Genomic DNA, 25,523 nt, shown 5'->3' with positions numbered 1-25,523 from the left:
CACTCTGGCATATGCCTGAGGCATCGCCCAATCTTCGGAAGGGCCGCCGTGCCGGGGCAGCGCGTCCGTTCCGCTCGGCTTCGCGGAGCCGCGACCGTGCTCCGGCGGGAGCGCCTCGCGCCTGCCCCAGTGCGCCCCGCCACGCCTCTGCGCGCCCCCTCGCGCCCCGCCGCGCGAGGGACGGGCCGCACGCCGCGCGCGAGCGCCGCGCCGACCCCGGCGTGCCGGGGGCATCCATGCGAATCTGGTGGGGTACCCGATGTGCGGAACGTCCTCGTGACGCGGGAGGCAGGGAGCTGCCATGAGCGAGAGCACCGAAGGGAACGGCAAGCGCGAGCAGATGGTCGTCGAGCGGGTGCCCAAGGCCCTGCTCGTCGGCGGCCGCTGGCGGCCGGCGAGCGACGGTCGCGAGTACGAGGTGGAGGATCCGTCCACCGCGCGGCCGCTGTGCGCCGTTCCGGACGCCGGCGCCGAGGACGCCGAAGCGGCCATGGACGCCGCGGCCGCCGCGCAGGAGGGATGGGCGGCCACGGCCCCGCGTGAGCGCGGCGAGATCCTGCGCCGGGCCTTCGAACTCATCGTGGAGCGGCAGGACGACCTCGCCCTGCTGATGACCCTGGAGATGGGGAAGCCGGTCGCCGAGTCGCGCGGCGAGGTCCTCTACGCCGCCGAGTTCTTCCGCTGGTTCTCCGAGGAGGCGGTGCGGATCGAGGGCGGCTGGCGCACCGCGCCCGACGGCAACGGCCGCATCTGGGTGATGCGCCGGCCGGTGGGACCGGCGCTGCTGATCACTCCGTGGAACTTCCCCATGGCGATGGGCACCCGCAAGATCGGTCCCGCTGTCGCGGCCGGCTGCACCATGATCGTCAAGCCGGCCCACCAGACGCCGCTGTCCATGCTCGCCCTCGCCGAGATCCTCGGCCAGGCCGGGCTGCCGGACGGGGTGCTCAACGTCCTCACCAGTTCACGGCCCGCGCAGATCAGCGGCCCCCTGACGGAGGACCCACGCCTGCGCAAGCTCTCCTTCACCGGCTCCACGGAGGTCGGACGCAAGCTCATCGAGCTCAGCGCGCGGCAGGTGCTGCGCACCTCCATGGAGCTGGGCGGCAACGCCCCCCTGGTCGTCTGCCGTGACGCCGATCTGGAGAAGGCCGTCGAGGGCGCCGCCATCGCCAAGATGCGCAACATCGGCGAGGCCTGTACGGCCGCCAACCGGATCTACGTCCACCGCGAGCTGGCCGAGGCCTTCACCGGGCGCCTCGCGCAGAAGCTGGGCTCCATGGTCGTCGGCCGCGGCAGCGAGCCGGGCACCCAGGTCGGCCCGCTCATCGACGGGGCGGGCCTGGACAAGGTGGACCGCCTGGTGCGCGACGCCGTCTCGGCCGGCGCCCGCGCCGTCACCGGCGGCGCCCCGCTCTCGGACCGCCCCGGGTACTTCTACCCGCCGACCGTGCTGGCCGACGTGCCGCCGGACGCGGCGATGCTCCGGGAGGAGATCTTCGGCCCGGTCGCGCCGGTCGTCACCTTCGAGGACGACGACGAGGCGATCCGAATGGCCAACGACACCGAGTTCGGCCTCGTCGGCTACGTCTTCACCGAGAGCCTGCGGCGCGGGATCCGGTATGCCGAGGAGCTGGAGACGGGCATGCTCGGACTCAACAAGGGCGTCGTCTCCACGCCGGCGGCGCCCTTCGGTGGAGTCAAGCAGTCCGGGATCGGTCGCGAGGGCGGGGCCGTGGGGATCGACGAGTACCTGGAGACCAGGTATGTGGCGGTCGACGTCTGATCCGGGGCCGCACGGGTCCTCGACGGCCCGTGCCCCCGGCCGGTCTCCGCGCTCTGCCGGCGAACGGGCGGGAAGCAACGGGGAGTTTCCCGGCGACGAGGTCGCCGTGCAGGCCCTTGCCGACGGGCCGTCACCCCTGATCCGTGTGCCATGATCGGCGGGACAGGAGCCCGACCGACCGGAGGACACCATGCCCGCGTACGCCATAGCGCACTTGCAGGAGGCCGCCCCGCACCGCGAGGTCCTCGAGTACATCGAGCGCGTCACCGCCACCTTCGAGCCGCATGGCGGCCGCTTCCTCGTGCACGCCGCCCAGCACGAGGTGAAAGAGGGCAGTTGGCCCGGGCACGTCGTGGTGATCGGCTTCCCCGGGATCGCCGAGGCGAGGGCCTGGTGGGACTCGCCCGCGTACCAGGAGATCGCCCCACTGCGCTCACGGCACATCAGGGGCGACATCATCCTGGTCGAAGGCGTCCCCGAGAACTACGACGCGTCGGCCACCGCCGAGGCCATGCGCGCGAGCCTGCCGACCGAGTAGGCGGAAGCCCGGGCGCGGGCCCAGGCCCGCACACGGCGTAGGCGGTGGAGGCGTCCCGGGTCGTCAGGCGCCGGGCAGGCCGTACGCGTCGGCGATGAGCTCGTAGGAGCGCAGCCGTGTCGAAGGCGTGTGGGCGTTGGCCGTGATCATCAGCTCGTCGGCGCCCGTACGGCGCACCAGCGCGTCCAGGCCGTCCCGTACCGCGTCCGGCGTGCCGTACACCACATTGCCGAGCCAGGCGTCGACGAAGTCCCGTTCGGCCGGGCCGAACTCGTAGGCCGCCGCCTCCTCGGGGGAGGGCAGCAGGCCCGGGCGTCCCATCCGCAGGCGCAGCATGCCCAGGGCGCCGCCGAGCACCTGCAGGTAGGCGTCCTTCTCGTCCTCCGCGGCCAGCGCCGAGACGCCGATCAGGGCGTAGGGCTCGGCGAGCACCTGCGAGGGGCGGAAGTTCCTGCGGTACATCTCCAGTGCGGGTTCGGTGTTGGCCGCGGAGAAGTGGTGTGCGAAGGCGAAAGGTAGTCCCAGCACGGCGGCCAGCCGGGCGCTGAAGGTGCTGGAGCCGAGCAGCCAGATCGGCGGGCGGGCTGCCGACTGCACACCGCCCGGGACGGTGCCCTGCACGGGGCCGGGGATGGCGTGGATGCGGGCGTAGGGGTGGCCGTCGGGGAAGTCGTCGTCCAGGAAGCGGATGAGCTCCGCGAGCTGCTGCGGGAAGTCGTCGGCGCCCTCGTTCAGCCGGTCGGTGCGGCGCAGCGCGGCGGCGGTGGCGCCGTCGGTGCCGGGGGCGCGGCCGAGGCCGAGGTCGACGCGGCCCGGTGCCAGGGCCTCCAGGGTGCCGAACTGCTCGGCGATGACGAGTGGTGCGTGGTTGGGCAGCATGACGCCGCCGGAGCCGAGGCGTATCCGCTCGGTGTGGGCGGCGAGGTGGGCCAGGATCACGGCGGGGGAGGAGGACGCCACCCCGGGCATCGAGTGGTGCTCGGCGACCCAGTAGCGGTGGTAGCCGCGGGCTTCGGCGAGCCGGGCGAGCGCGACCCCGGCGACGAGGGCGTCCCTCGCGGTCAGGCCGCTGCCGACACCCACGAGGTCGAGGACGGAGAGCGGTACGGGTGCGCTGCCGAGGACGGTGCCTCGTATCGGGTCGTTCGTGTCCACGTGCGTGCGTCGCCTCCTGCGCCGGTTCCTCGCCTACGGCAGCGGTCAACCGGATTCCGGCGCGGGCTATTCCCCGGAGCCGGGGGCCGAGCCGCAGCCGTCGCCGGGGCCGGGTCGCAGGTCAGGCCCCCGGTCGGGCCCGGCCTCCGGCCCCGGGTCCGGCCCCGGGTCCGGCCCCGGGCCCTGTCCCGGGCAGGGCCCGGGGACGCGCAGCGCGGCGATCCCCTCGGCCGGCACGGGGCGCGAGTAGAGCCACCCCTGCCCGGTGTCGCAGCCGATCCGGCGCAGCCGTTCCGCCTGCTCGGCGTTCTCCACGCACTCGGCGGTGACGGTGAGCCCGAGCCGGTGCGCGAGTTGCACCAGTGCCTCGACGATCGTCTCGTCGGCCGGGTTGGGGTGCAGGCTGTCACGGAAGCCGTGCACGAAGCTGCCGTCGAGCTTGAGCGCGGAGACCGGGAGACGGCTGAGGTAGGCCAGGTTGGAGTAGCCGGTGCCGAAATCGTCGATGGCGATGCGCACCCCCATCTCCTGCAGGGCGTGCAGGGCCTGCAGCGGGCGGCCGGCCGAGCCCATCACCGCCGATTCGGTGAGCTCCAGTTGCAGCAGTCCGGCCGGCAGCCCGGTGTCGTCGAGGATCTCCGCGACGTCGGCGACCAGGTCGGAGTCCCAGACCTGGCGCACGGCCACGTTGACACTGACGAAGATCGGGTCGTCCGGCCAGTCCTTCTGCCACTGCCGGGCCTGGCGGCACGACTCGGCGAGCACCCAGCGGCCCAGCTGGACGATGGAGCCGTTCTCCTCCGCCAGTGGGATGAACCGGTTCGGCCCGAGCCGCCCGAAGTGCGGGTGCTGCCAGCGCACCAGGGCCTCGACCCCGCGCAGACTGCCGGTGCCGAGCTCCACCAGCGGCTGGTACTCCAGGGCGAACTCCCCGCGCTCCACGGCTTGCCGCAGGGTGCTGGACAGTGCCTGCTTGGTCATCCGGTGTGCGTTGCGCTCCGGGTCGAAGAGCGTCCAGCGGGCCTTGCCGTCGGCCTTGGCCCAGTACAGCGTGGTGTCCGCGGCCTGCATGATGCCCGTGGCGGTGGCGCCGGCGGCCTCGCGTTCTACGACGCCGATGCTGGCCGAGACCGCCAGGCGCTGCCCGGCGAGGTCGAAGGGCGGCTGCAGCGCGGTCAGCAGGGATTCGGCGAGCCCGGTGGCCTGTCCGGTGCCGGTGGAGTCCTCGACGAGGACGGCGAACTCGTCGCCGCCCAGCCGGGCGACGAGCGTCCCGCCCCGCCCGAGGCGGGCCGCGCAGTCCGAGAGCCGGCCGGCGACCGCCTTCAGCAGCCGGTCGCCGACCCGGTGCCCCAGGGTGTCGTTGATCGCCTTGAACCCGTCGAGGTCGAGGTAGCACAGGCCGATCCGGCCGGTGCGGCTCTCGGAGCCCTCCAGCGCGGTGGCCAGCCGCTCGAAGAACAACTGCCGGTTGGGCAGCCGGGTGACCGGGTCGTGCATCCGCAAGTGCCGCAACTGCTCGCGTAGGTCGCGGGTCTCGCCGAGGTCCTCCACGGACATCAGGACGCCGCCGGGCACGGGCACCACGACGACCTCGGCCCAGACCGTGCGCCCGTCCGGTCCGCGTACGGGTCTGGTGCGGCGCAGCTCCCCGCGCCGTCCGCTCAGCACATCCTCGTACTCGGCGTACTCCGGGCTCCGCTCGGGCGGGGGCGCCTCGCCGCCGGCGAGGCCGACCAGCTCCGCCGCGGCGCGGGCGGTGAGCCGCAACGGGTCCGCGCCGAGCAGGGCGCCGAGCGCCGCGTTGGCCTCGCGGACCCGGCCGTCGGCGCCGACCAGTGCCATCGGCAGGCGGGCCAGGGAGAAGGCGGCGCGGTAGTCGCGCACCTCCGATGCCGACCTTTCCGGGGCCGGAGCGTGACGCTCGGTGACCGCCGTACCCGTCGCCTCGGGTTCGAGGTCCGGGCCTCCCGAGGGTCCGCCCACCGCTGGCTCCCGCATAGCTGTCGTCTCGCACACATGGTCGTGGAGTAATCGATGGACCGCCAGGAGGCGGCGTTCATGCTGGAAATGTGCCGATCATAGACGTTGCGGAAATGCCGCGGCCACCGCCGTCGTGGTGATTCTCGGCACGCGCGCCGCGATTTCGATCGTTTGTGAATGGCCGCTGCGCTTCGTTGACCGCTTTCTGTCACCCATCACGCACTGTAGTGATCGGATGGTCATCCGAGCGGCGCAGCATAACAGGGCAAATCCGAGCAAACCATATCAGCGTGATGTGGGTGTCCCGACCCCGTACGGGAGGTCCATGTGCCGCTGTCAGGGCTACCCATACGTGCGCATCGGCGGTTCCGCCGGAGCGTGCACGGGCATGCCCCCGACGGGCTCCGGGCGGTCATCGCCGCTGTCAGCGTCTTCGCGGCCGTCGTCGCGTGGACGCTGGTCACCGGCCCCGCGGCCGGGGGCTCCGACTCCTCGCTGTGCGCCCTCCCGCGCACCCGGGCGCACCACTCCGAGGGCGTCAGCGCCTGGAACGCGGCCTACCCGCGGCCCGACGGCGAGGTTGACGCCCTGATGGTGTTCCTGGCGTTCCCCGACGCCGTTCCCACCCTCAGCCCCGGCGAACTGGCGTCCGACCACTTCCCGGCCACCGCCGACTTCTTCGCCCGGGCCTCGTACGGCTCGTTCCGGTTGCGGCCGCGCCTCCTGCCGTACTGGCTGCGCATGCCCGAGGCCTCCACGGCGTACGGCATCGGCCGGGACTGGCACCCCGACCTGCGCGCCCGCTATCTGCGGGACGCCGTGGTGGCGGCCGACGCGCAGGTGGACTTCTCCCGGTACGGGATCGTCTACCTCGTTGCCGACCCCGACGCACCCGGCGTCGACCCGGACGCGACCAAGGTGGTCAACCTGGGCAGGCCCGTCCGCATCGACGGCGCGGACCTGCACCGCTTCGTCACCGTCTTCGAGGGCCACCCGCCGGACATCAACGTGCTGGCCCATGAGACCGGGCACGCCTTCGACCTGCCCGACCTCTACTACCGGCCGCCGCGCGGCAGCAGCGCCGACTGGGACACCCACGTCGGGGACTGGGACCTCATGGGCAGTCAATTCGGCCTGTCACCCGACTTGTTCGCCTGGCACAAGTGGAAGCTGGGCTGGCTCCGGCCGCCGCAGGTCCGCTGCGTCACCGAGAGCGGCACGCACACCTTCCGCCTGAGCCCCGTCGAACAGCCCGGCGGCACCAAACTGCTGGTGCTGCCCGCGGGACTGGAGGGCGTCGTCGCCATCGAGGCCCGCGCCGCCGTCGGCAACGACCGCCTCACCTGCAGCGAGGGCGTGCTGATGTACCGGGTCCGCGCCGACGTGTCGTCAGGCGACGGCCCCGTCGACGTCATCGACGCCCATCCGGGCAGCGACGGCTGCCAGGAGTCCTCGGTGTACCCGCCGCTCGCCGACGCGCCCCTGCGGGCGGGGGAGACCCACATCCTCGGCCGGTCGGCGCGCGTCCACGTCGTGGGCCGGCACTCCGACGGATCCTGGACCGTCCAGGTCACCCAGGGCTGATGCGATGCGCGGTCCCCGGGCGCTCGCGGTCCTGGCCTCGGTGTTCCTCCTCGCCTCCGGCAGCGCCGCCGTCCCCGAGGGCGCGCCCGCCGCGGCCCCGCCGGCGGACCGTCCCTGCGCGCTGCGTGCCGCCCCCGGCGTGACGATGTCCGAGGGGTTCGGCGGCGCCGACGGCCGTGAGTTCGCCCGGGCCACCGGCGAGGTGCGGGCGCTGACGCTGCTCGTCGACTTCCCCGACAAACCCGCCCCCTACAGCGCCGCCGAGCGCTACAGCGAGTTCTTCCCCGCGGTGCGGCACTGGTTCTACCGCGCCTCGTACGGGAAGCTGCGCTACGTCTCCACGCCGGTGTTGCGCTACCTCCGTATGCCGCGGCCCTTCCACTCCTACGGGATAGGGCGCGGCTACGGCTGGCGCACCCACACGGCCATGATGCGGGACCTGCTGCGCGTCGCCGACCGGACGATCGACTTCTCCGGCTACGACCTGATCAACGTCCTGGTGACACCCAACGCCGGGCCGCCCGCCGAGGAGGCCGTGCTGTCGGTGACCTGGACCGGGGCCTCGGCCGCCACCACCGACGACGGCACCCGCCTGGACCGGGTCTCCCTCGTCTACGGCCACGACCAGTCCGGCGCACGGGTGCTCAGCCACGAGAACGGCCACGCCTTTGGGCTGCCCGACCTGTACTCCGTCGAGGACTTCGTGCGCACCGACGCCCTCGCGGGCCAGTGGGACGGCATGTCGCTGGACTGGGGGCTGCAGGGCGACCTCTTCGCCTGGCACAAGTGGCGGCTGGGCTGGCTGGAGGACTGGCAGGTCGTCTGCGTCCGCGATCCGGGCGCCCGGTCGGTGCATCTGACGCCGGTCGAGGTGGCCGGCGGCCGCAAGGCGGCCGTCATCCCCCTGGGACGGACCCGGGCGTACGTCGTCGAGGCGCGCGCCGCACGCGGCAACGACAACGAGGCCTGCCGCGAGGGAGTGCTGATCTACCAGGTGCGCACCGACGTCGACTCCGGGCACGGACCCGTCACCGTCGAGGACGCCCACCCGCGCACCACCGCCTGCGAGTACAGCAGCGCCACCTTCAACGCGCTCAACGACGCCCCGTTCTCCTCCGGAGAGCGCTTCACCGACCGGGCCCGCGGGCTGACCGTCGACGTCCTCGGCCGGGACCCGCACGACGAGGGCTGGACGGTGCGGATCACGAACGCGCGCCCTCTGTGGGACCGTCCCTGAGGTGCGTCCCGGCGGTGACGGCGGCCTCCCGGAGGGCGGGGTCCGCGGTTCCACCGGATCGGTTCTGCGGTGCCCGGCGTCCGCCGACGGACACCGGGCCAGCCGTGCCTTCGCCCGGTGTCGCGCACGTTCGCCACCGTGTCGTGCGCACCACAGCACCAGCAGCCCCCGCAGCGCCGAGGGCCGGGCCGGCGCGGGAACCGCCGCCGCTCCGTGCGGTCCGGTCCTGCCCTGCGTCCCTTGTCCGAGCCGTCACAGGCGCCCGAAAACGACTGGAGGCCGTTCGTCCTCAGGACGAACGGCCTCCAGTCGTTTGTGCGCCGCCAGGGACTCGAACCCCGAACCCGCTGATTAAGAGTCAGCTGCTCTGCCAGTTGAGCTAGCGGCGCTCGCTGACGTCGTAGACCTTAGCATCCGCTCGCGGGCGGGTGAAAATCGATAATCAACGGTCCTGCGCGCGGGCCGCTCGGACGCAGGCCCACAGAAGGTCACCGGCCGCCGGGAGCCAGGGGCGGCGGGTGTCGGGGGCCACCAGCCAGCGGGAGCGGCCGCTGCCGGTGTCGCCGTAGGGCGGGGGCAGCGCCACCGACTCCCCCGCGCCGTGGCACAGCACCGGCGGCACCGCCACGCCCCACTCGTCCCAGCCCAGCAGCGCGGGGAGGCGTGCGGCGGTGCCCGGTTCGGCGAGCAGCAGCAGCCGTCCGCGCAGCGCGGCCGCCGGGCCGGAGCCGGGGCCCGCGGACCACAGCTCCTCCAGGACCCGGCGCCCGAAGAGGTCCGGCAGGTTCACCACGTCGAAGGCGGTGCCGCAGGGCAGCACGCTGGGCGCCGTGGGCCGTGCGGACCACAGCGCCCGCACGCTGCGCGGGAAGGCGCTGGCGGAGGCGAGCCAGTCGGCCCCGTCGGGGGTGGGGTACTGCGCGTACGGATATGGGTGGGAGGCGGACTCCGGCACGCCCCCCGGCCATGTGTGCCACTGCCGATCACTCATGACACCAACAACTACCGTGAGTGAACGTCGCGCGACGCGACATCGCCGGAAGGCCGGACACACACGCCATGTGTCAGGTACCTTGCCCCGATCGCATATGCCAGGTGCGCCGTCAGGACAGCGCCGCGTCCCCGCCCCGCATCAGGCCCTCGCCGAACTCGATCATCCGCTTGGCGTAGTCCTCCGACCAGCCCGCCTGCTCGCCGATCGCGGCGGGGGTCAGCCGGTCGAAACGCCTGGGGTCGGCGAGCTGGGCCGCGGCTATGGCCTGGAACTCCGTCGCCCGGTCCGCGGCCGCGCGGAAGGCCAGGGTGAGCTCCGAGGCGCGGGACAGCAGCTCCCGGGGGTCCTCGACGGACTCCAGATCGAAGAAGTGCTCCTCGTCCTCGGCCAGGGCGGCCGGCTCGAACAGCAGCTGGGCGGGTTTCAGGCGCGGGGCGGGTTGCTTGCCCGCCGCGCTGTGAGCCGACTGCGGCTCGGACATGAACGTACCTCCAGGATCGTCGCGCCTTCCATTGTCCCGCCTCGCGCAAGAACGCCGCGGCGGTGGCGCGGAACGCCGGCCCGCGCTACGGCCGCCAGGCCACGCGGTGCTCGGACAGGTGGGCCAGGACGGCGTGGTTGGCCTCCCAGCCGTCCGGGAACTTCACCGTCACCCCCAGCTGCACCGGCTCCGTCGAGGGGTGCTCGTCCAGCAGCTCCGAGACCCCCGCCCGGCACACCACGATGCACGCGTGCCGGTGGCGAGAGGCGAGCACGCACAGCCGGCCGGTCTCCAGGTGGAACGCGGTGGCGTCGGGACGCCCCGACAGCGGGTGCAGCACCACGGTCACGTCGAACTCCCGGCCCTGCAGCCGGTTGGCGGTGTCCACGGTGATACCGGTCACACCCAGCTCCGCCAGCGCCGCGCGGACGGCCGCCGCCTGGTCGCGGTGTGCGGTGCCCACCGCGATCCGGTCCGGGCCCACCGGCGCGGTGCCCCGCTCGGAGACCGCCACGCCGCCGCGGTCCAGCAGCCGCCGGACGACCAGCGCGACCGCGCGCACCGCCTCGGGATCGGTCCGCGGGGTGCGCCGCGCGGGCAGCTCCAGCAGGCCCCAGCCGGACACGGCGGCCTCGTCCACCACCCGGTCCACGCCCGAGCCGTCGCCGGGAACGCCGAAGGACAGCCGCCGGTCCCCGTGGCCGGTGCCGCTGCGGAACGGGGTGTACGGGTAGAAGGCGTCCGAGACCAGCGGCGCGGCGGAGGCCGGCAGCCGCCAGGAGACCGGCAGCCGGTGCTGCGGAAGCCCCGGGTTGTGGGCCAGCAAGGTGACCACGGCGCTCGCCGACGGGTCGTAGCTGAGCCCCGCCCACTGCTCGGCGCCGACGACGCTGAACGGGTCGAGCTGGCCGGGGTCGCCGACGAACAGCGCCCGCTCGAACAACCCGGCCACCTGCAGCAGCGCGTCCGAGCGCATCTGGTACGCCTCGTCGACGATGGCGTGCCGCCAGGGCTCCGCGTCCTTCACGTAGGCCCACTTCGCCGCGGTCGCGATCACCACCTTGGCGCCGGTGAGGTCGGCCGCCTTGGTCGACTTCAGCACCGCCTCGTGGCGGTCGAGCCCCCGGTCCGGCGGCGAGTCGCTGCCGTGCAGCCGGCCGATCGGCAGGCCGGGGTCGGCGGTGGCCAGCCGGTCCACCAGATCGTCCACCTGCGCGTTCGTCTGGGCGACCACCATCAGGGACTCGCCCGCCGCGACCAGCTCCCTGGCGGCGCGCACCACCAGCGTGGACTTGCCCGCTCCGGGCGGCGAGTCCACGACGACGCCGCGATGCGTGCCGTGCAGGGTGTCGTGCAGGATCCGGTCGGTCGCGGTGCCGGCCGCCAGGGCGGCGTCGCTCACCGGGCTCACAGATAGTCCTCCGAGGTCAAGGGATCGGGGTGCTCGGCGACGGCGCCCGCCGTCGTGCCGGCCGCTGTGCTCGCCGTCGCGGCCGCCGTCGCGCCTGCGGTCGCGGCGCCCGGAGGCCCGCCGTGCGTCCACGGCGTGTCCTCCGGCTCCGGCAGCCCGGCGCCGCCGCGCGGCGCGTGCTCGAACAACGTCCAGCACACCTCCTCCCCTTCCTCCGGCACCGTGCCGGGGGCGGGGACCTTGCCGCGGCCCATGCCGTTCACCACCCGCAGGAGCACCGCCCCGGGCCCGGCCCACTCCACGAACTGGGCCTGCTGGGTGCGGCCGTCCGGCAGCGCGCGGAAGACCTTCGCGTCCTCGTCCAGATGCGGCCGGTCCTGGGTGAGGACCGTCACCAGCGGACGCGGCTTGGGCACCTTGCCCTCGCTCATCGCCATCTCCACCCGGTCCACCTGGCCCGCGAACGCCTCTCCGGCCAGCCGCCGCCCGGCCATCACCAGCGGGTCGTCGAGTGCCTCCTGGGCTTCCAGCCGCACCTGCGCGGTCTCCCGGCCGGCGAGCTTCTGGGCCGCCGACACGGCGTCGTCGCGGCGGGGCTGGGGCGGTTCCCCGGCGCGCACCCGGTCGCGGTGGGAGGTGTACGACCAGCGGTCGCGCCGCCAGCGGTCCGCGACATGGGCGCCCTCGGGCAGCTCGCGCACCAGGTCCAGGGAGCGCCAGACCGCGTCCCAGGTGGGGCGCATCTGGGCGGCCAGCAGGCGGCGGATCTCCTCCCCGGCGCCGGTGATCCCGGCGTCGTAGCGGGCGATGGCCGGGGCGAGCACGGCGTTGTCGAAGACCGGGTCCGTCGCCGGACCGGCGGGCGGGAACACCAGCAGGCCGTCCGGGCCGCGGTGGGACTCCGCGCGGCGGGCCGCCTCGCTGCCCGTCATGCCCTCCACGGGCGCGTCGATCCAGGCCAGCAGGGCGCCCAGGTGCTGGTCCTCGAGGTTGCTCTGGCCGGTCGCCCAGTGCCGGCCGAGCAGTTCGGTCGCGGACAGCAGCAGCGCGGAGCCGGGGGTGCGGGCGCGCTCCCCGTAGTGGGTCAGCCAGCGGCCGAGCAGCGGCACCCGGGCCGGCACCGGATGCGGTTCGTCGGGGTCGTCCTCGAAGGTGCGGCGGAAGCGCGTGGAGCGCCCGAGCAGACGCACGTACTCCACGGCGGAGGTGTTCGGGACGACGATCTGGGGAGCGTCCGCGCAGACCTCCGACTCCTCCTCGGGCGCCGCCCCCGCCTTGGCACGACCCGCCGGCTCGGTCTCGGTGTCGTCCGCGTAGGACTCCAGGTACGGCAGCACGGCCTGCGCCAGTTCGGCGAGGAAGGCGAAGCGCAGATCGCGGTCGCGCGGCTGCGGCACCGCCAGCAGCCGCGGCTCGTCGCGGTCGGTGCCGACCAGGGCGCCCAGCGGCGCGCCCACCTCGCCCGCGGTGGTCAGCGGGACGAACACCAGGGGACGGTCCGACAGATGGCGGTGGCGCACCGTCGCGAGCGGGGTCGCACGGCCGGTCGCCATGGCCTCCGCCCGGGCCAGCACGGAGATCAGCGACATCCCAGTGCCTCCGCCCGCAGGGCCTGCGCCCGCCGCAGCGCGGCGACCCCGGGATCCGTGAGATCGCCGAGGTCCACATGGTCCGCGACGTCCCGGGAGGGCTCCTCGCCGTCGGAGTCGCCGGAGGCACCGTCCCGTGTGCCCAGCGCCGCAGCCAGCACCTGCTCCACGGTGGTCAACGCGCCCAGCTCCCCGCGCACTCCGCGGCCGAGGACCTCCACCGCGCCGCAGGCCCGGGCCTGTTCGCGGCAGTGGAAGGACAGCTCGCAACTGGCCAGGCACTCGGGCGCGTACGCCGCGGGCAGTCGGTCCACCGCGTCGGCGAGCTCCGCCGGCGGGCGGGTCGCCGTCCGGCCGTCGTCGGCGAGCCGCAGGTCGAAGGTGGTGCCCTCCGGGAGGGAGGCGGCGATCTCCTCGATCCGGGTCAGCCGGGCCAGCTGGCGGCGGGTGACCGACAGCTGCTTGCGGATGTCGACGAACTCGGCGGCGGGCAGGTTGGAGAAGTCCTTCGGGCACACCAGCAGCACCCGGTGCTCCGGGGTGCCGAACCCCAGCCGTTCCAGAGCCAGGACGTAGACCGCGGCCTGGCGGGCCGCGGCGCCGACCTTCACCGAGTCCGCGGAACCGTCCAGGATCGGGAAGGACTTGACCTCCACCACCGTCCACGAGCCGTCCGGCCGCACGGCGATGACGTCCGGCTCGAGGTGGACCGGGGAGTCGGCGACCTCCAGCGCCAGCAGGGGGTGGTCCAGCAGGGTCCACCGTCCCGCCGCGGTCGCCTCCTTGAGCGCGAGGCGGGTGCGGGCCAGCCGGCCCTCGGGGCCCGGGGCGGACAGGTCGGGGAGCACGGCGCGGGTGCCCTCGGGCGCTCCCAGCAGACGCAGCAGCTCGGCGCACCCCTCGGCCTTCACCCGGGCCTCGAAGGCATGGCCGCGCACGAAGGCGAACTGCGACTGCCCGAAAGGAGCGGGGTTGCCGAGCACGCGCGCCACCGCCGCCTTGTCCACGCCGGCGGCGTCCAGCAGCGCCCGGCGCCGGCACCCGGGGTTCGCGGCGAGCGCCGCCAGGGCGCGCGCGTCCATCGGACGCGGCACGGTCGTCGGGCCACGCAGCGCGGCCAACCGCTCTCGCAGATCGTGCGTAGTGCTCACCCGCGCAAGTCTCGCACCCCGCACCGACAACGCGGGCCGCAATGCGGGCGGGCGCAGGTGTGCGGTCCTGCCCGGAGCATCAGTGGCGTGGTTCGACCGCCGTTCCCGGCAGGATCCCCACGTCCGCCGGGGCGACGGCGCGGGAGGTCTCGGCGAACGCGGAGGCCGGCCGCCGCGGGGTAGCGGACCGGGTGGCCACGGCGTCGCGTACGAGGTCCACCACGCGCAGCGCGGGGCGCGTGAGCAGGCATCCGACGCCCATCACGACGATGCCGGCGAGGGCGTCCAGCAGATAGTGGTTGGCGGTGCCCATGACCACGAGGGCGGTGCCGAGGGGATAGAGGACCCCGAGGGCGCGGACGAAGGCGGTGCGTCCGTGGCGCCAGAGCATGATGCCGCACCACAGGGACCAGCCGACGTGCAGGCTCGGCATGGCCGCGTACTGGTTGGTCATCCCGCCGAGCCCGCGCGGCGCGCTCGCGTCGGCGCCCCACCAGCCGTAGGAGCCGTACTCCGCCATGGTGTCGACGAAGCCGTGGCCGGCGGCCAGCAGCCGTGGCGGGGCGGTGGGCAGCAGCGTGAAGCCGATCAGCCCGACGAGGGTGGACACCAGCAGCCATGTGCGGGCGAAGCGGTACGCGGTCGGCCGCCGGCGCCACAGCCAGACCAGCACCAGCGGGGTGGCCAGGTAGTGGAGCGAGGCGTACCAGAAGTCGGCGGGCACCCCGAGCGTCCGGTAGCGGCTGAACACGGAGTTGAGCCAGCGCTCTGGGTCGATGTTGAGCACGTTCTCCAGGCGGAGTATGGCGACGCCGTGGTCGGCTGCCCGGCTCACGTCGCCGCGCACGAGGAGTCGGCCCGCGGTGTAGAGGCCGTAGACGACCGCGATCAGCGGCAGTTCGGTCCACCAGCGAAGCCCGCCCCCGTAGGCGGACGCCCGTGGGGCGGTGATGCTCGTGGTCATCCGGCCGTTCCCCCCCCATTTCTCCCTGTGTGAGTCACATCGGTCTACCGTACGACGTACGCTAGGCAACCTGGACACCGCCCCCGCCTATTCCTCCCTTCGCCTCCGCTTCATCCTGGATTCAGGTGGCCGTGCTTCCTGAGACGTGCGAAATGACGCCCCGCGCCAGGCCCGGGTTGCCCGGAAACACGGGAGAATCAAGAAAACCGCTCGACCTGCCGACCGCTCACGACGATCCCCACGACCGGACACGCATCCCTCATGACTGTCACCCCGCCGGCCCGCTCCCCACGGCGCCGCGTCCCCCGCAACACCCTGAACCCCGACCGCATCCTCGGCGCCGCCGTCGCGCTCCTCGACCGCCGCGGGACCGAGGCCCTCACCATGCGCGCGCTCGCCCAGGAGCTCGGTGTCGGCACGATGGCCGTCTACTCCCACTTCAAGGGCAAGGACGAGATCATCGACGCGGTCAACGAACGGCTGATCGGCGAGATCGAGCTGCCCTCCGGCTCCGGCGCGCCGCGCGAACAGCTCATCGAACTCTGCCTCGGCGTGTACCGGCTGTTCAGCGAGCATCCCTCCGCCCTGCAGCTGCTCACGAGCCGCCCGCTCCGCGGCGACGAGGCCGTCGCCGTCATCGACCGCATGCTCTGCCTGCTGATCGAGGCGGGACTGGAACCTTCCGCTGCCGTGCGCGCCCAGGTGGCGCTGATGCAGTACACGATCGGCGCCTCCCTGTGGGCGGTCCGCCGCAGGCGCGCGGAGTGCGGTGAGGCCGAGGCCGGGCTGCAGGAGAGGATCCGCCGCCGCCTCGCCGACCTGCCGCCGGACAGCTACCCCTCGCTCGCGGGGCTGGCACCCGAACTCGTCACGGCCCAGCAGTCCGGCCGCGCGCAGTACGAGGCCGGGCTCGCCGCGCTGCTGGACGGTCTGCTCCGCACCTGAGGACGCGGCGCCGGGTCCGCGGGCACGCCCTGCCGAGGGCGCGTCCGCGGGCGAGGTCCGTGCACGCCCGCGCGGGGAAGGGCTCCGCTGCCCGCGGCCCCGGATGTCCATGCCCCCTGGGCGTCGGGCCTTCGGCCGCCTCGACATCCCCGCCCCGGATCGTCCACGGCACCTGACGGCACCGCTCCGGCCGAACGGGGGCAGCACCGCGGGCGATTGCAGCCGGAGCCGGTGTGGCGGCCGATCGAGTCGGTCGACGACAGCTGGGGAAGCCGTCAGCGCGCGAACAACGCGGCGGACCGCCTTCGACGGTGTCGCCGTCCGGATCGCCCAGCGCGTCCTCCCGATGCCGCCGCGATCCGGCACAAGCGCAGGACCGGCGCACCGCCCTACGGCCACTGATCGCGTTACGCCACCGGCCGTCACGGTCGGCCGGTGGCCGGCTCGGGCGGGCCGGCCACGCGCCCGACGGCCCTAGCGGAACACCGATTCCGGGGGAGCGGGGGAGGCCGCCGCCGTGGCGTCGGTGACGGCCGCCGCACCACCCGCGAAGGCGTCCAGCTCCCGGCCGTGTTCGACCCGTCCCGGATGGGGGTCCGAGGCCACGCGCCGGGTGAACTCCGCGACGGGCAGCTCGCCGTCCGCGGCCACCAGGATCACGTTGCCGAAGCGCCGCCCGCGCAACACGGCGGGATCCGCCGCCAGGCACGCGTGCGCGAAGCACGCCCGCACCGTCGCGATCTGCGACCGCAGGAAATCCAGCCGCCCCCCGTCCGCCACATTGGCGGCGTACAGCCCGCCGGGCGCCAACGCGCGCCGCGCCTGGGCGAGGAATTCCGTGCTGGTCAGGTGGGCGGGCGTACGAGCGCCGCCGAAGACGTCGGTGATGATCAGGTCCGCCCAGGCCTCCGGGACCTTGGCCAGCCCCTCCCTGGCGTCGCCGCCGCGCACCTTGATGCGCCAGGTGCGGTCCCAGGGCAACTCCCGCCGCACCAGGTCGACCAGCGCGGTGTCCAGCTCCACCACCTGCTGCGTCGAACGCGGCCGGGTCGCCGCGGTGTAGCGGGCCAGGGTCAGTGCGCCGCCGCCGAGGTGCAGCACGCGCAACGGGCGGCCGGGCGGCGCGGCGAGGTCGACGACGTGACCGAGTCTGCGCTGGTAGGAGAAGTCCAGGTACTCCGGGTCGTCGAGGTCGACGTGCGACTGCGGCGCCCCGTCGATCAGCAGCGACCGTCCGCGCGGCCGGTCCCGGTCCGGCACGAGCTCGGCCAGGCCTCCGCCGACCTGCTCGCGTATGCCTTCCGGCGCCTTCGTCGTCCTCGTCCTGCGCGCTGCCATGCCACCCAGTATGGGCGGTGGCCGGCGGGCGGACTCAGAGCCGGTCGGCCAGTTCGATCATCCGGGCCGCCTCACCGAGGGCGTCACGGAGCACCGCCGGGTCCGTCACCGCGCTGTCGTCGCGCGGCGGCACCAGCCAGCCGCTGCCCGCCACCGGCGGCTCCCGCAACTCGCCGGGGACGGTGAACCCGGCGCCCGAGGTCTGCGTACAGGCGCTGCCCGGCAGGTCCCAGCCGTCGGCTGTGCCCGGCGGCACCAGGAAGCCGAGGCTGTCACCTGAGCCGTCGTGCAGCACCGGTCCGAGACCGGTGCGCAGGCGCAGGATGTCCACGGCCTCCAGTCCCTGCCGGGCCGGGACGGTGACCAGATCCCATGGCTCGTCCAACAAGGCGCATCCTCCCTGGGGTCGGACAGTCGGTTGCACGGTGTCCAACGCGCGCGGACGTCAACGGCTACGCCTTTGTGACGCCGTCAGGGGTGGCGTTTCATGGCGAATGGAGGATGAGATATCCCTTTTGTAACTAAACCTTCGGTGCTGGGGCCTTCGCAGCGAGTACGGTCGTCGCGCCGCCACACCGGCACCGCACCGACCGTCCAACGGGAGCCCGGCGATGCAGTCGTCACCTTCCACCCCCAACACGGCCTTCCGGCGCCTGCGCGGAGACCGGTCCCCCGGTGAGTTCGCCGCCGCCGTACGCCGCGCGGGACGGGACATCGGCGAGCAGGTCAGCTGCGACGCCCGCTACATCGGCCGGGTGGAGTCGGGCGAGATCCGCTGCCCCAACTACGCCTACGAGCGGGTCTTCCGGCACATGTTCCCCGGCCGGGACCTCGCCGAGATGGGCTTCGAACCGCGGGAAGTGGTCCGCGGCAGGCGCACACCGGCAGCACCGGCCCCCGGGCCGGCCCAGAACGAGACCGCAACCGACGAGGAGAGCGACGTGCTGCGTCGCGCGTTCATGACCGGCGGCCCGGCCGCCATCGCCACCACCCTGATCCCGGCGCCCGCCGCCGGGGCGAAGACGACGCACAAGGTCGGCAGTTCCCAGGCGCGAGCCGTCCGCGCGGCCGTCCGCGAGATCCGCCTGCACGACGACCGGCACGGCGCCGGCGCGCTCTACCGCCAGGCCGGCCACTCCCTCGGCGCCGCCTACCGCCTCCTCGACGAAGGCACCTACAGCCAGGCCGTCGCCGAGGACCTGATGGGCGGCGCCGGGGAACTCGCCATCTCCGTCGGCTGGCTGGCCCACGACTCGGGGCGCCTCGCCGACGCCCGCTCCTTCTACGGCGAGGCCCTCGCCACCGCCCGCATGGCCGGCGACCGGGCCCTGGAGGCGCACGCCTTCTGCAACGCCTCCTTCCTCGCCCGCGACGCCGGCCGCCCGCGCGAGGCCGTGCGGGCCGCACAGGCCGCCCAGCGGGCCGCGCGCCACCTCGGTTCGCCGCGGCTGCTCTCGCTGCTGGCGCTGCGCGAGGCAGGCGGCTGTGCCGGGCTCGGCGACCGATCCGGCTGCGAACGCGCCCTCGGCCGCGCCCACAGCCTCTTCGGCCGCGGCTCCAGCGCCGCGGACCCGGAGTGGATGACCTTCTACGGCGAGGCCGAACTCGCGGGCCTGGAGGCCCAGTCCTGGTCCGCCCTCGCAGACCACTGCCGAGCGGCCGAACACGCCCGGCGCGCGGTCGACCTGCAGGCGCCGCACTTCACGCGCAACGCCGCGCTGTACACCGCGGAACTCGCGGGCAACCTCGCCTCCGCCCGGCGCGTCGACGAGGCCGCCGACGCCGGCATCCGCGTCCTCGACCTCCTCGGCCGCGTCCAGTCCCCGCGCGTACGGGGCATGCTCTCCTCCGCCGCCCAGACCCTCCAGCCGTACTCCCGGCGCAAGGACGTCGCCGAATTCCTGCGCCGGCAGGCGGAGTCACGGCCGGCGTGAACGGGGCCGCTACGCGGGCAGCGCCTCGCGGACGTGATCCAGCACCCGGCCCCACGTCCCTCCCGGCCGGTTGAGCGAGGTGGGGTCGACGCGGGCGAACAACTCAGCGAGCCGGTGCGCGGCCCCCTCGGGATCCGCCACCTCACCGGCGACCGCGAGATCGTAGCCGGGACGCTCCGTCTCCAGGGCACACAGGAACACCGCGAAGGCGTGGATGATGTCCCGGTTGAGCGGGTAGGACTCGGCCGAGCCGTCGGGCAGTCAGTACACGGTGCCGGTGACGTGGTCCACGGCGATGTCGTCGTAACCGATGACACCCAGCGAGACCCAGTCGGCGGCTGAGGCCGGGAGTCCGGGGTAGTGCTGTGCCAGGTCCGGATAGGCGTCCCCGAGCCTGATCGCGCCCTCGGCGAGACCCTCGTCCGCCTCGAACCAGCCGCCGGGCCGGTCGGGAATCCCGACGTCGGCCAGAAAGGCCCGGGTCGGCTCGTGCCGTACGCCGCCGAGTCACGTGCGACCGGCGCCCGGGCCGGGGGAGGTCGATGTCCTCGTACGGCCAGGGGCGCGCGGGCTCCGGCTCCCCGGACGGGTCTCGTGGCAGCGCCGCCGGCGCATCCCACGTCGGGGCGGCTGCCGCCATGCGTCGACGCCCGAAGACGGGTCCCTCCTCCGCGTCCTCCGGAAACCCCCTGCCGCCGCGCACGATCGCGTCCTCGACCGCGGGCAGGCTCCGCGGCGAGTCCGCGAGCGCGTCCGTCCTGTCCGCGAAGTCCGCGGCCGGGCCGAACAGTTGGATCGCCCCGGGCCGCGGCCCCGGCGCGCCGTCTAGGCTGCCCCCATGACAGGCCCCGAAATGCCGCGGATCCGCGCCTTCGTCGCCGCCTTCGCGCGCCGCCGGGCCGCCCGCACCGTGGAGTTCCCCGGCGGCTTCGCCGCCCTCGACGAGGCCTTCCCGGCCTCGCACGGCGACAACCACCTGGTCCTCGAGGGCGCCGTCGACCCCGAAGCGCTTCCCGCCCTCGCCGACGAGGCCATGGCCCATCTGGCGCACCGCGCGATCACCGTCCTGGACGACGCCATGGGCACCGCCTGCGCCGGGCCCCTGATCCGGGCCGGCTACACGCACTCCACCGAGCTCGTGATGCTGCACACCGGCCCGGTGCCGGAGGGCGGGTCCGCCAAGGAAGTCGGCCTCGACGCCTTCCGCGAGCCCCTCGCGCGACGCTGGCGCGGCTTCCTACCGGAGGCCGACGAGGAGTCCGTCCGGCAGTTGGTCGACCGCCGCGAGGCACGGCGCCGCGGCGCGGACATCGTCCGCTTCATCGGATCGCGGACACCTGAGGGCCAGGTAGCGTCCTGGGCGGACCTCTACGCCGACCGCGCCTCCGGCATCGCCCAGATCGAGGACCTCATCACCTCGGAGGAGCACCTGGGCCGCGGCCACGCCGACGCCGTCCTGGCCACGGCGGTCCGCCAGGCCGCCGACGCGGGCTGCTCCACGCGTTTCCTCATCGCCGACGCGGACGGCTGGCCCCGGCACTGGTACGTGCGCCGCGGCTTCACGGTGATCGGCCGATTCCACAGCTTCGCCCGCCCTTGACCGGCCCCCCTCGTGGGACCAGGGACGCGGGGGGCGGCCGCGGACCGCATCCGGGCGAGGAGGCGCGCCTTCGTGCGGACGACCGTCATACCCTGATTCTGGGAGCGCTCCCATCTCTCATGCCGAAGGCTCTCGACTTCCCGACGAGGAGTCGAGGCAGTAGACGCTAAGTTGGCGCGGTTACCACGACGTGATGGGGAGACCGCAGATGGTGATGGGTCGACGGCGCAGCGGCAGACCGACGCTCGAGGAGGTCGCCGCTCGTGCGGGAGTGGGCCGGGGCACGGTGTCCCGGGTGATCAACGGTTCGCCCCGGGTGAGCGACCATGCCAAGGCCGCGGTCGAGGCCGCCATCGCCGAGCTCGGATACGTCCCCGACCGCGCGGCGCGCGCCCTGGCGGGCAACCGGACGGACGCGATCGCCCTGGTCATCCCGGAGGCGGAGACCAGGCTCTTCGCCGAGCCGTACTTCTCCGGCATCATCCGCGGCGTGGGCGCCGAGCTCGCCGACACCGATATGCAGCTGCTGCTCACCCTGCTGCGGACCCCCAGGGAACGGCAGCGCTTCGCCCAGTACCTCAGCGCCCACCGTGTCGACGGCGTCCTGCTGGTCTCGGTGCACGAGGACGACCCGCTGCCCGACCTGCTGGAGCAGCTGGGGATGCCGGCGGTGCTCAACGGCCGGCGCTCCGACCTGGAGTCGGTGTCGTACGTCGACTGCGACAACGTCGGCGGCGCCCGCTCCGCGGTGGCCCATCTGCTGGGGCTCGGCCGCCGGAACGTGGCGACCGTCAGCGGGCCCCCGGACATGTACGTGGCCCGCTGCCGTCTCGACGGCTACCGCCAGGCGGTCGAGGACGCCGGGCTGGCCGGCGACGACACGCTGATCGAGACCGGCGACTTCACCGAGGAGGGCGGCCGTGCCGCGATGCGGGCGCTGCTGCGGCGACGTCCCGACGTGGACGCGGTCTTCGCCGCCTCGGACGTCATGGCCAGCGGCGCGCTGCAGGTGCTGCGTGAGACGGGCCGGCGCGTGCCCGGTGACGTCGCGCTGATCGGCTTCGACGACTCCGCGATCGCCCGCCACACCGACCCGGCGCTCACCAGCGTGCGGCAGCCGATCGAGGAGATGGGCCGCACCATGGCGCGGGTACTGCTGGAGGAGATCGCGGCGGGCACCGCGACCCGCCGTCACGTGGTGCTGCCTACGGAGCTGGTGCGCCGCGAGTCCGCGTGATCGCCGCCCGGGCCCCGTCCGACGCGGCCCCCGCCCGACCGCCGTTCGGCCGCGGCCTCGGCGCCGGGGGACGCGGCCGCGGCGCCGGAGGACGGGGCCCGGGCGCCGCGAGTGAGCCCCGCCACGTGAGCAGGCTCACGGTGTGACATGGACCCATCGGGGCGTCAACCAGGGCTCTTTGTCATACCTCTCTCCTAAAATCAAGGCATGCCACTGACCGTTCTGGACCGCCGATCCGTCGAAGCCGCCAACGAGGCCATACGACGGTACGTCGCGGGCCGGCGCAGCTGGTCGCGTGCCGAACTGGCCGAGCTGGACCGCCTGCGCGGGATCTGGCAGGCCGCCCGCCAGGGCCGGCAGGACTTCCCGGCGCGCCGCCTGCTGAACGAGGAGTGACCAAGGCCCCGGCATACCCGACAGAGGATGTCGGGTATGCCGGGGAGCATGGCGGCATGACGACCAGCTGGACACACTTCCACACAGCGCAGCCCGGCCTCGCCGAAACCGTGCGCAACCGATTCGGCGGCTACAAGCACCACGTCCTCGGCACCCTCCGTGCCGACGGCTCACCCCGGCTCAGCGGCATCGAGGCCGAGTTCCGGCTCGGCGAACTGTGGTTCGGCATGATGCCCGGCTCCCGCAAGGCTCTCGACCTGCGCCGCGACCCGCGCTTCGCGCTCCACGGCAACCCCGTCCCGGACACCTCCATGGACGGCGGCGACGTGCGGATCTCCGGACGCGCCGTCGAGGTCACCGACCCGGCGGCGGTCACCCGCTTCACCCGCGAAGTGACGGTGCCCGAGGGGCCCTTCCACCTCTTCCGAGCCGACATCGCCGAGGTCGTGCGCACCTATGTCGAGGACGAGGATCTGGTGCTGCAGGTGTGGCGGCCGGGCGGTCCACTGCGGACGATCCGCCGCGGCAGCGACGAATCCCCGCCGCGCACGGAGGTCTGATGAGGAGTCAGTCGACGGGGAAGGGGCTGTCGCCGCGTGCGACGGCGGTGAGGAGCCCGGCGAGATAGCCCTGGACCAGCTGGTGGAGCTGGTGGCCGAAGCTGATCCGCGCCACTCCCAACTCCGCCAGACGGGCCGGCGAGGGCCCGCCGGGCCGGCACAGGACGTTGACCGGGCGGCCGTCCACCGCCTGGACCACGGCCCCGACGGTCGTCCCGCCCAGCGCCCCGATCGGGTAGACGCAGTCCGCGCCAGCCTCCAGATACGTCCGTGCCCGCCCCACCGCGTCCGCGAGCCGTTCCTCGGGGTCGCCCGCTCGGAGGAAGCGGTCGGTCCGGGCGTTGATCACCAACTCCGGGTCGGCCGCGCGCAGGCCGGCGATGTACTCCGCCTGTTGCCCGGCGTCGGCCAGCGACCCCGTGCGGTGGTCGGTGTCCTCCAGGTTGCAGCCGACGGCGCCGGTCGCGGCCAGCCGTTCCGCCAGTTCCGCGGGCGCCATCCCGTAGCCCCGCTCCATGTCGGCCGTCACCGGTACGGGGACGACCCTGGCGATACGGGCGACCGCGGCGAGCATCTCGTCCGCGGGAGCGTCCTCCTCGTCCGCGTACCCCAGGGCCGGCGCCACGGCCGCGCTGCCGGTGGCGACGACCGGGAAGCCCGCGTCGGCCACGGCACGGGCCGAGGCGGCGTCCCAGACGTTCGGCAGGACCAGCGGGTCGCCCGGCACGTGCAGGGCGCGCAGCCGGGCGGCGAGGGCCGTGCGGGAGGGCTCGGTGCTCATGCCCACCACGGTACGAGCGCGGCCCCGCCTCCGCCGGGGGACATGCGGCGGCGGGGCGGACAGGGCTGGGGCCCGGGAGCCGGTTAGGGTGCGCAGCGTGCCGGGGTGTCGCAAGCTGGACACGTGAGCAGCAGCCCGATCGTCGTGTCGCCCGTCCAGGCCGGCGACCCGCCCTTCCGCATCGTGCAGATCGACGGGCAGCCCGTCGGTGTCGCCTACGACCTGCTCGACGTCGTCCGGATCGCCCACGACGTCGGAAGGAAGCACGTCGACTTCGACGACCCCCACGCCGTGCGCTGGCTCGGCGGGGGCAAGTACCACTGGTCCCCGTGAGGATGGCCGGGCGTCCGGTTCCGCGTACGGTTGCGAAAGATCCACTTCCCGCGATTGGGTGGGTCGCATGACTCGGACCCTCTACCTGTTCGCCGGCGCCGCCCCACCCGTCTTCGACGTCGCGCGCGTCATCGAGGACGCCCAGGTGCGCGGCTGGGAGGTCTGTCTCGGACTGACGCCCACGGCGGCCCGCTGGCTGGAGCCGAGCCTGGACGGACTGGCCGCCCTGACCGGCCGCCCGGTGCGACACGAGTACCCACTGCCCGGGCTGCCCGAGGTGTGGCCTCCAGCCGACGTGATCCTGGTGGCCCCGGCCACCTTCAACACGATCAACGGATGGGCCCTGGGCCTCACCGAGACGTTCGTGACCGGTGTCCTCGCCGAGAGCATCGGCAAGCGCGTGCCCGCGGTGGCGATGCCGTCGGTGAGCGCCGCCCTGATGCAGCACCCGCAGTTCGAGCGCTCGCTGGAGACCCTGCGTGCCGCCGGGGTCACGGTGCTGTTCAAAGAGGCCGGGGCCGAGCCCGCGTATCCCTGGCAGCCCGGGCTCGCCGCCGCCGAGGCGGCGGCCGGCTGACGTGATCTTGCGCACCGCAGCCGGGCCGAGCGGTCCGGCTGCGGCTGCCGTCCGCGGGCCCAGGCTCAGGGCCAGGGATCGCAGGGCACCAGCGGCCCCCGGGCTACCGGTGGCCTCCGGGCACACGACGAGGGGCCGGTCCGCTTTCGCGGACCGGCCCCTCGGTCATCAGGGTGAGTGACGGGACTCGAACCCGCGACATCCTGGACCACAACCAGGTGCTCTACCAGCTGAGCTACACCCACCACGACCGGCGCTTCTCACTGCTGCGCACCGGCCGAGAAAAAGTGTACAGGGTCCGGCGGGGTGCTCGCCGCCACGTTTTCCGCGGGTCGATCACTCCGCCGTTTCGGCAGGCAGAACGTACTTCGCGGCGATCGAGCGCGCCGTCTCCGTGTCGGGCCCGGGCTGCGGCACGAAGACCGCCTCGCGGTAGTAGCGCAGCTCCGCGATGGACTCGCGGATGTCGGCGAGGGCGCGGTGGTTGCCGTTCTTCTCCGGGCTGGCGAAGTAGGCGCGCGGGTACCAGCGCCGGGCCAGCTCCTTGATGGAGGAGACGTCGACGATGCGGTAGTGCAGGTGCTGCTCGATGGCGGGCATGTCGCGGGCGAGGAAGCCGCGGTCGGTGGAGACGGAGTTCCCGCACAGCGGCGCCTTGCGGGGCTCGGGCACGTACTGGCGGATGTAGTCCAGGACGAGCTTCTCCGCCTCCTCCAGCGCCACACCGCCGTCGAGCTCCTCGAGCAGTCCGGAGGCGGTGTGCATCGTGCGGACGATCTCCGGCATGCTCTCCAGGGCCTCGGCCGGGGGACGGATGACGATGTCCACCCCCTCACCGAGCACATTGAGCTCCGAGTCGGTGACGAGCGCCGCCACCTCGATCAGAGCGTCCTGGGCCAGGGAGAGCCCGGTCATCTCGCAGTCGATCCACACCATCCGGTCGTTCATA

General features: G+C 73.8%; 24 protein-coding genes, 2 tRNA genes and 1 pseudogene. 12 read left to right on the top strand and 15 right to left on the bottom strand.

What is annotated here, in order from left to right; all coding sequences use genetic code 11:
- Positions 1–301: 301 nt before the first annotated feature.
- Entirely contained in the window at positions 302–1,786 is a 1,485-nt protein-coding gene (locus ACRWND_RS04700; protein WP_431946188.1) for an NAD-dependent succinate-semialdehyde dehydrogenase, read from the top strand.
- A 190-nt stretch (positions 1,787–1,976) separates the two neighbouring features.
- A complete protein-coding gene (locus ACRWND_RS04695) occupies positions 1,977–2,324 on the top strand; it encodes a DUF1330 domain-containing protein (RefSeq protein ID WP_431946186.1) in 348 nt (115 codons plus the stop codon).
- Positions 2,325–2,387: 63 nt separating this feature from the next.
- On the opposite strand, the gene ACRWND_RS04690 is transcribed toward ACRWND_RS04695, so the two are convergent.
- Both ACRWND_RS04690 and ACRWND_RS04685 read right to left on the bottom strand, forming a co-directional pair.
- The gene (locus tag ACRWND_RS04690) at positions 2,388–3,479 is read right to left on the bottom strand and encodes an LLM class flavin-dependent oxidoreductase (RefSeq protein WP_431946184.1); all 1,092 of its coding nucleotides are present in this window, start codon (positions 3,477–3,479) and stop codon (positions 2,388–2,390) included.
- Between the two features lie 66 nt (positions 3,480–3,545).
- Positions 3,546–5,480, bottom strand: a complete 1,935-nt coding sequence (locus ACRWND_RS04685) for a putative bifunctional diguanylate cyclase/phosphodiesterase (protein WP_431946182.1) — start codon at positions 5,478–5,480, stop codon at positions 3,546–3,548.
- Positions 5,481–5,840: 360 nt separating this feature from the next.
- Here ACRWND_RS04685 and ACRWND_RS04680 point away from each other — a divergent pair, with 360 nt between their 5' ends.
- Positions 5,841–7,046 (top strand): M6 family metalloprotease domain-containing protein, encoded by a 1,206-nt coding sequence (locus tag ACRWND_RS04680; RefSeq protein ID WP_431946180.1) that lies wholly within the window; start codon positions 5,841–5,843, stop codon positions 7,044–7,046.
- 4 nt (positions 7,047–7,050) lie between these two features.
- Positions 7,051–8,283, top strand: a complete 1,233-nt coding sequence (locus ACRWND_RS04675) for a M6 family metalloprotease domain-containing protein (RefSeq protein WP_431946178.1) — start codon at positions 7,051–7,053, stop codon at positions 8,281–8,283.
- Between the two features lie 316 nt (positions 8,284–8,599).
- Here ACRWND_RS04675 and ACRWND_RS04670 read toward each other — a convergent pair.
- From ACRWND_RS04670 to ACRWND_RS04640, 7 genes are all read right to left on the bottom strand, one after another.
- Positions 8,600–8,672: transfer RNA gene (locus ACRWND_RS04670), tRNA-Lys, on the bottom strand.
- 53 nt (positions 8,673–8,725) lie between these two features.
- Positions 8,726–9,274 (bottom strand): bifunctional DNA primase/polymerase, encoded by a 549-nt coding sequence (locus ACRWND_RS04665; RefSeq protein ID WP_431946176.1) that lies wholly within the window; start codon positions 9,272–9,274, stop codon positions 8,726–8,728.
- A 112-nt stretch (positions 9,275–9,386) separates the two neighbouring features.
- Positions 9,387–9,758: a hypothetical protein gene (locus ACRWND_RS04660; protein WP_431946174.1), complete on the bottom strand. Its 372-nt coding sequence runs from the start codon at positions 9,756–9,758 to the stop codon at positions 9,387–9,389.
- 85 nt (positions 9,759–9,843) lie between these two features.
- Positions 9,844–11,169: an AAA domain-containing protein gene (locus ACRWND_RS04655; RefSeq protein WP_431946172.1), complete on the bottom strand. Its 1,326-nt coding sequence runs from the start codon at positions 11,167–11,169 to the stop codon at positions 9,844–9,846.
- Positions 11,166–12,758, bottom strand: a complete 1,593-nt coding sequence (locus ACRWND_RS04650; protein ID WP_431946170.1) for a hypothetical protein — start codon at positions 12,756–12,758, stop codon at positions 11,166–11,168. Before ACRWND_RS04650 ends, ACRWND_RS04655 begins: the two co-directional genes overlap by 4 nt.
- Positions 12,749–13,840, bottom strand: a complete 1,092-nt coding sequence (locus ACRWND_RS04645) for a hypothetical protein (protein WP_431946248.1) — start codon at positions 13,838–13,840, stop codon at positions 12,749–12,751. Before ACRWND_RS04645 ends, ACRWND_RS04650 begins: the two co-directional genes overlap by 10 nt.
- A 148-nt stretch (positions 13,841–13,988) precedes the next feature.
- The gene (locus ACRWND_RS04640) at positions 13,989–14,873 is read right to left on the bottom strand and encodes a phosphatase PAP2 family protein (RefSeq protein ID WP_431946168.1); all 885 of its coding nucleotides are present in this window, start codon (positions 14,871–14,873) and stop codon (positions 13,989–13,991) included.
- A 261-nt stretch (positions 14,874–15,134) separates the two neighbouring features.
- On the opposite strand from ACRWND_RS04640, the gene ACRWND_RS04635 reads away from it, so the two are divergent.
- Complete coding sequence (locus ACRWND_RS04635) at positions 15,135–15,818, top strand: TetR/AcrR family transcriptional regulator (protein ID WP_431946166.1); 684 nt, start codon at positions 15,135–15,137, stop codon at positions 15,816–15,818.
- Positions 15,819–16,292: 474 nt separating this feature from the next.
- On the opposite strand, the gene ACRWND_RS04630 is transcribed toward ACRWND_RS04635, so the two are convergent.
- Both ACRWND_RS04630 and ACRWND_RS04625 read right to left on the bottom strand, forming a co-directional pair.
- On the bottom strand, positions 16,293–17,156 hold the full coding sequence (locus ACRWND_RS04630) for a spermidine synthase (RefSeq protein WP_431946164.1): 864 nt from the start codon (positions 17,154–17,156) through the stop codon (positions 16,293–16,295).
- 34 nt (positions 17,157–17,190) lie between these two features.
- Complete coding sequence (locus tag ACRWND_RS04625; protein ID WP_431946162.1) at positions 17,191–17,589, bottom strand: hypothetical protein; 399 nt, start codon at positions 17,587–17,589, stop codon at positions 17,191–17,193.
- Between the two features lie 178 nt (positions 17,590–17,767).
- On the opposite strand from ACRWND_RS04625, the gene ACRWND_RS04620 reads away from it, so the two are divergent.
- Complete coding sequence (locus ACRWND_RS04620; protein WP_431946160.1) at positions 17,768–19,090, top strand: tetratricopeptide repeat protein; 1,323 nt, start codon at positions 17,768–17,770, stop codon at positions 19,088–19,090.
- Between the two features lie 9 nt (positions 19,091–19,099).
- Here ACRWND_RS04620 and ACRWND_RS04615 read toward each other — a convergent pair.
- A pseudogene (locus ACRWND_RS04615) lies at positions 19,100–19,570 on the bottom strand (SUKH-4 family immunity protein); the annotation flags it as partial.
- Positions 19,571–19,928: 358 nt separating this feature from the next.
- On the opposite strand from ACRWND_RS04615, the gene ACRWND_RS04610 reads away from it, so the two are divergent.
- From ACRWND_RS04610 to ACRWND_RS04595, 4 genes are all read left to right on the top strand, one after another.
- On the top strand, positions 19,929–20,690 hold the full coding sequence (locus tag ACRWND_RS04610; RefSeq protein ID WP_431946158.1) for a GNAT family N-acetyltransferase: 762 nt from the start codon (positions 19,929–19,931) through the stop codon (positions 20,688–20,690).
- 208 nt (positions 20,691–20,898) lie between these two features.
- Positions 20,899–21,927 carry a LacI family DNA-binding transcriptional regulator gene (locus ACRWND_RS04605; protein ID WP_431946156.1) on the top strand — a complete coding sequence of 343 codons (1,029 nt, stop codon included), beginning with the start codon at positions 20,899–20,901 and terminating at the stop codon, positions 21,925–21,927.
- Between the two features lie 207 nt (positions 21,928–22,134).
- Positions 22,135–22,323: a hypothetical protein gene (locus tag ACRWND_RS04600; protein ID WP_431946154.1), complete on the top strand. Its 189-nt coding sequence runs from the start codon at positions 22,135–22,137 to the stop codon at positions 22,321–22,323.
- A 56-nt stretch (positions 22,324–22,379) separates the two neighbouring features.
- A complete protein-coding gene (locus tag ACRWND_RS04595; protein ID WP_431946152.1) occupies positions 22,380–22,883 on the top strand; it encodes a pyridoxamine 5'-phosphate oxidase family protein in 504 nt (167 codons plus the stop codon).
- A 7-nt stretch (positions 22,884–22,890) separates the two neighbouring features.
- Here ACRWND_RS04595 and ACRWND_RS04590 read toward each other — a convergent pair whose 3' ends face one another.
- Entirely contained in the window at positions 22,891–23,664 is a 774-nt protein-coding gene (locus tag ACRWND_RS04590) for an isocitrate lyase/PEP mutase family protein (protein ID WP_431946150.1), read from the bottom strand.
- 123 nt (positions 23,665–23,787) lie between these two features.
- On the opposite strand from ACRWND_RS04590, the gene ACRWND_RS04585 reads away from it, so the two are divergent.
- Both ACRWND_RS04585 and ACRWND_RS04580 read left to right on the top strand, forming a co-directional pair.
- Positions 23,788–23,997, top strand: a complete 210-nt coding sequence (locus ACRWND_RS04585) for a hypothetical protein (RefSeq protein ID WP_431946148.1) — start codon at positions 23,788–23,790, stop codon at positions 23,995–23,997.
- Positions 23,998–24,064: 67 nt separating this feature from the next.
- The gene (locus ACRWND_RS04580; protein WP_431946146.1) at positions 24,065–24,574 is read left to right on the top strand and encodes a flavoprotein; all 510 of its coding nucleotides are present in this window, start codon (positions 24,065–24,067) and stop codon (positions 24,572–24,574) included.
- Positions 24,575–24,746: 172 nt separating this feature from the next.
- Here the strand turns inward: ACRWND_RS04580 and ACRWND_RS04575 are convergent.
- Both ACRWND_RS04575 and orn read right to left on the bottom strand, forming a co-directional pair.
- Positions 24,747–24,819: transfer RNA gene (locus ACRWND_RS04575), tRNA-His, on the bottom strand.
- A gap of 91 nt (positions 24,820–24,910) precedes the next feature.
- A complete protein-coding gene (gene orn / locus ACRWND_RS04570; protein WP_431946145.1) occupies positions 24,911–25,522 on the bottom strand; it encodes an oligoribonuclease in 612 nt (203 codons plus the stop codon).
- Position 25,523: the final 1 nt, after the last annotated feature.

This window comes from Actinacidiphila sp. bgisy167, assembly GCF_965342175.1.
In the GTDB taxonomy this organism is placed as follows: Bacteria; Actinomycetota; Actinomycetes; order Streptomycetales; family Streptomycetaceae; genus Actinacidiphila.
The sequence above is the reverse complement of the archived record's forward strand: the minus strand, read 5'-3'. Positions and strand labels throughout refer to the sequence as shown.

Excerpts from the sequence above, each read along its gene's own strand:
- ACRWND_RS04700 (WP_431946188.1), top strand. The coding sequence starts at position 302 with ATGAGCGAGAGCACCGAAGGGAACGGCAAGCGCGAGCAGATGGTCGTC.
- ACRWND_RS04630 (WP_431946164.1), bottom strand. The coding sequence starts at position 17,156 with ATGGCAGCGCGCAGGACGAGGACGACGAAGGCGCCGGAAGGCATACGC.
- ACRWND_RS04580 (WP_431946146.1), top strand. The coding sequence starts at position 24,065 with ATGACTCGGACCCTCTACCTGTTCGCCGGCGCCGCCCCACCCGTCTTC.
- orn (WP_431946145.1), bottom strand. The coding sequence starts at position 25,522 with ATGAACGACCGGATGGTGTGGATCGACTGCGAGATGACCGGGCTCTCC.
- ACRWND_RS04695 (WP_431946186.1), top strand. The coding sequence starts at position 1,977 with ATGCCCGCGTACGCCATAGCGCACTTGCAGGAGGCCGCCCCGCACCGC.
- ACRWND_RS04665 (WP_431946176.1), bottom strand. The coding sequence starts at position 9,274 with ATGAGTGATCGGCAGTGGCACACATGGCCGGGGGGCGTGCCGGAGTCC.
- ACRWND_RS04650 (WP_431946170.1), bottom strand. The coding sequence starts at position 12,758 with ATGTCGCTGATCTCCGTGCTGGCCCGGGCGGAGGCCATGGCGACCGGC.
- ACRWND_RS04595 (WP_431946152.1), top strand. The coding sequence starts at position 22,380 with ATGACGACCAGCTGGACACACTTCCACACAGCGCAGCCCGGCCTCGCC.
- ACRWND_RS04675 (WP_431946178.1), top strand. The coding sequence starts at position 7,051 with ATGCGCGGTCCCCGGGCGCTCGCGGTCCTGGCCTCGGTGTTCCTCCTC.
- ACRWND_RS04620 (WP_431946160.1), top strand. The coding sequence starts at position 17,768 with ATGCAGTCGTCACCTTCCACCCCCAACACGGCCTTCCGGCGCCTGCGC.
- ACRWND_RS04590 (WP_431946150.1), bottom strand. The coding sequence starts at position 23,664 with ATGAGCACCGAGCCCTCCCGCACGGCCCTCGCCGCCCGGCTGCGCGCC.
- ACRWND_RS04645 (WP_431946248.1), bottom strand. The coding sequence starts at position 13,840 with ATGGACGCGCGCGCCCTGGCGGCGCTCGCCGCGAACCCCGGGTGCCGG.
- ACRWND_RS04600 (WP_431946154.1), top strand. The coding sequence starts at position 22,135 with ATGCCACTGACCGTTCTGGACCGCCGATCCGTCGAAGCCGCCAACGAG.
- ACRWND_RS04605 (WP_431946156.1), top strand. The coding sequence starts at position 20,899 with ATGGTGATGGGTCGACGGCGCAGCGGCAGACCGACGCTCGAGGAGGTC.
- ACRWND_RS04640 (WP_431946168.1), bottom strand. The coding sequence starts at position 14,873 with ATGACCACGAGCATCACCGCCCCACGGGCGTCCGCCTACGGGGGCGGG.
- ACRWND_RS04685 (WP_431946182.1), bottom strand. The coding sequence starts at position 5,480 with ATGCGGGAGCCAGCGGTGGGCGGACCCTCGGGAGGCCCGGACCTCGAA.
- ACRWND_RS04635 (WP_431946166.1), top strand. The coding sequence starts at position 15,135 with ATGACTGTCACCCCGCCGGCCCGCTCCCCACGGCGCCGCGTCCCCCGC.
- ACRWND_RS04660 (WP_431946174.1), bottom strand. The coding sequence starts at position 9,758 with ATGTCCGAGCCGCAGTCGGCTCACAGCGCGGCGGGCAAGCAACCCGCC.
- ACRWND_RS04610 (WP_431946158.1), top strand. The coding sequence starts at position 19,929 with ATGACAGGCCCCGAAATGCCGCGGATCCGCGCCTTCGTCGCCGCCTTC.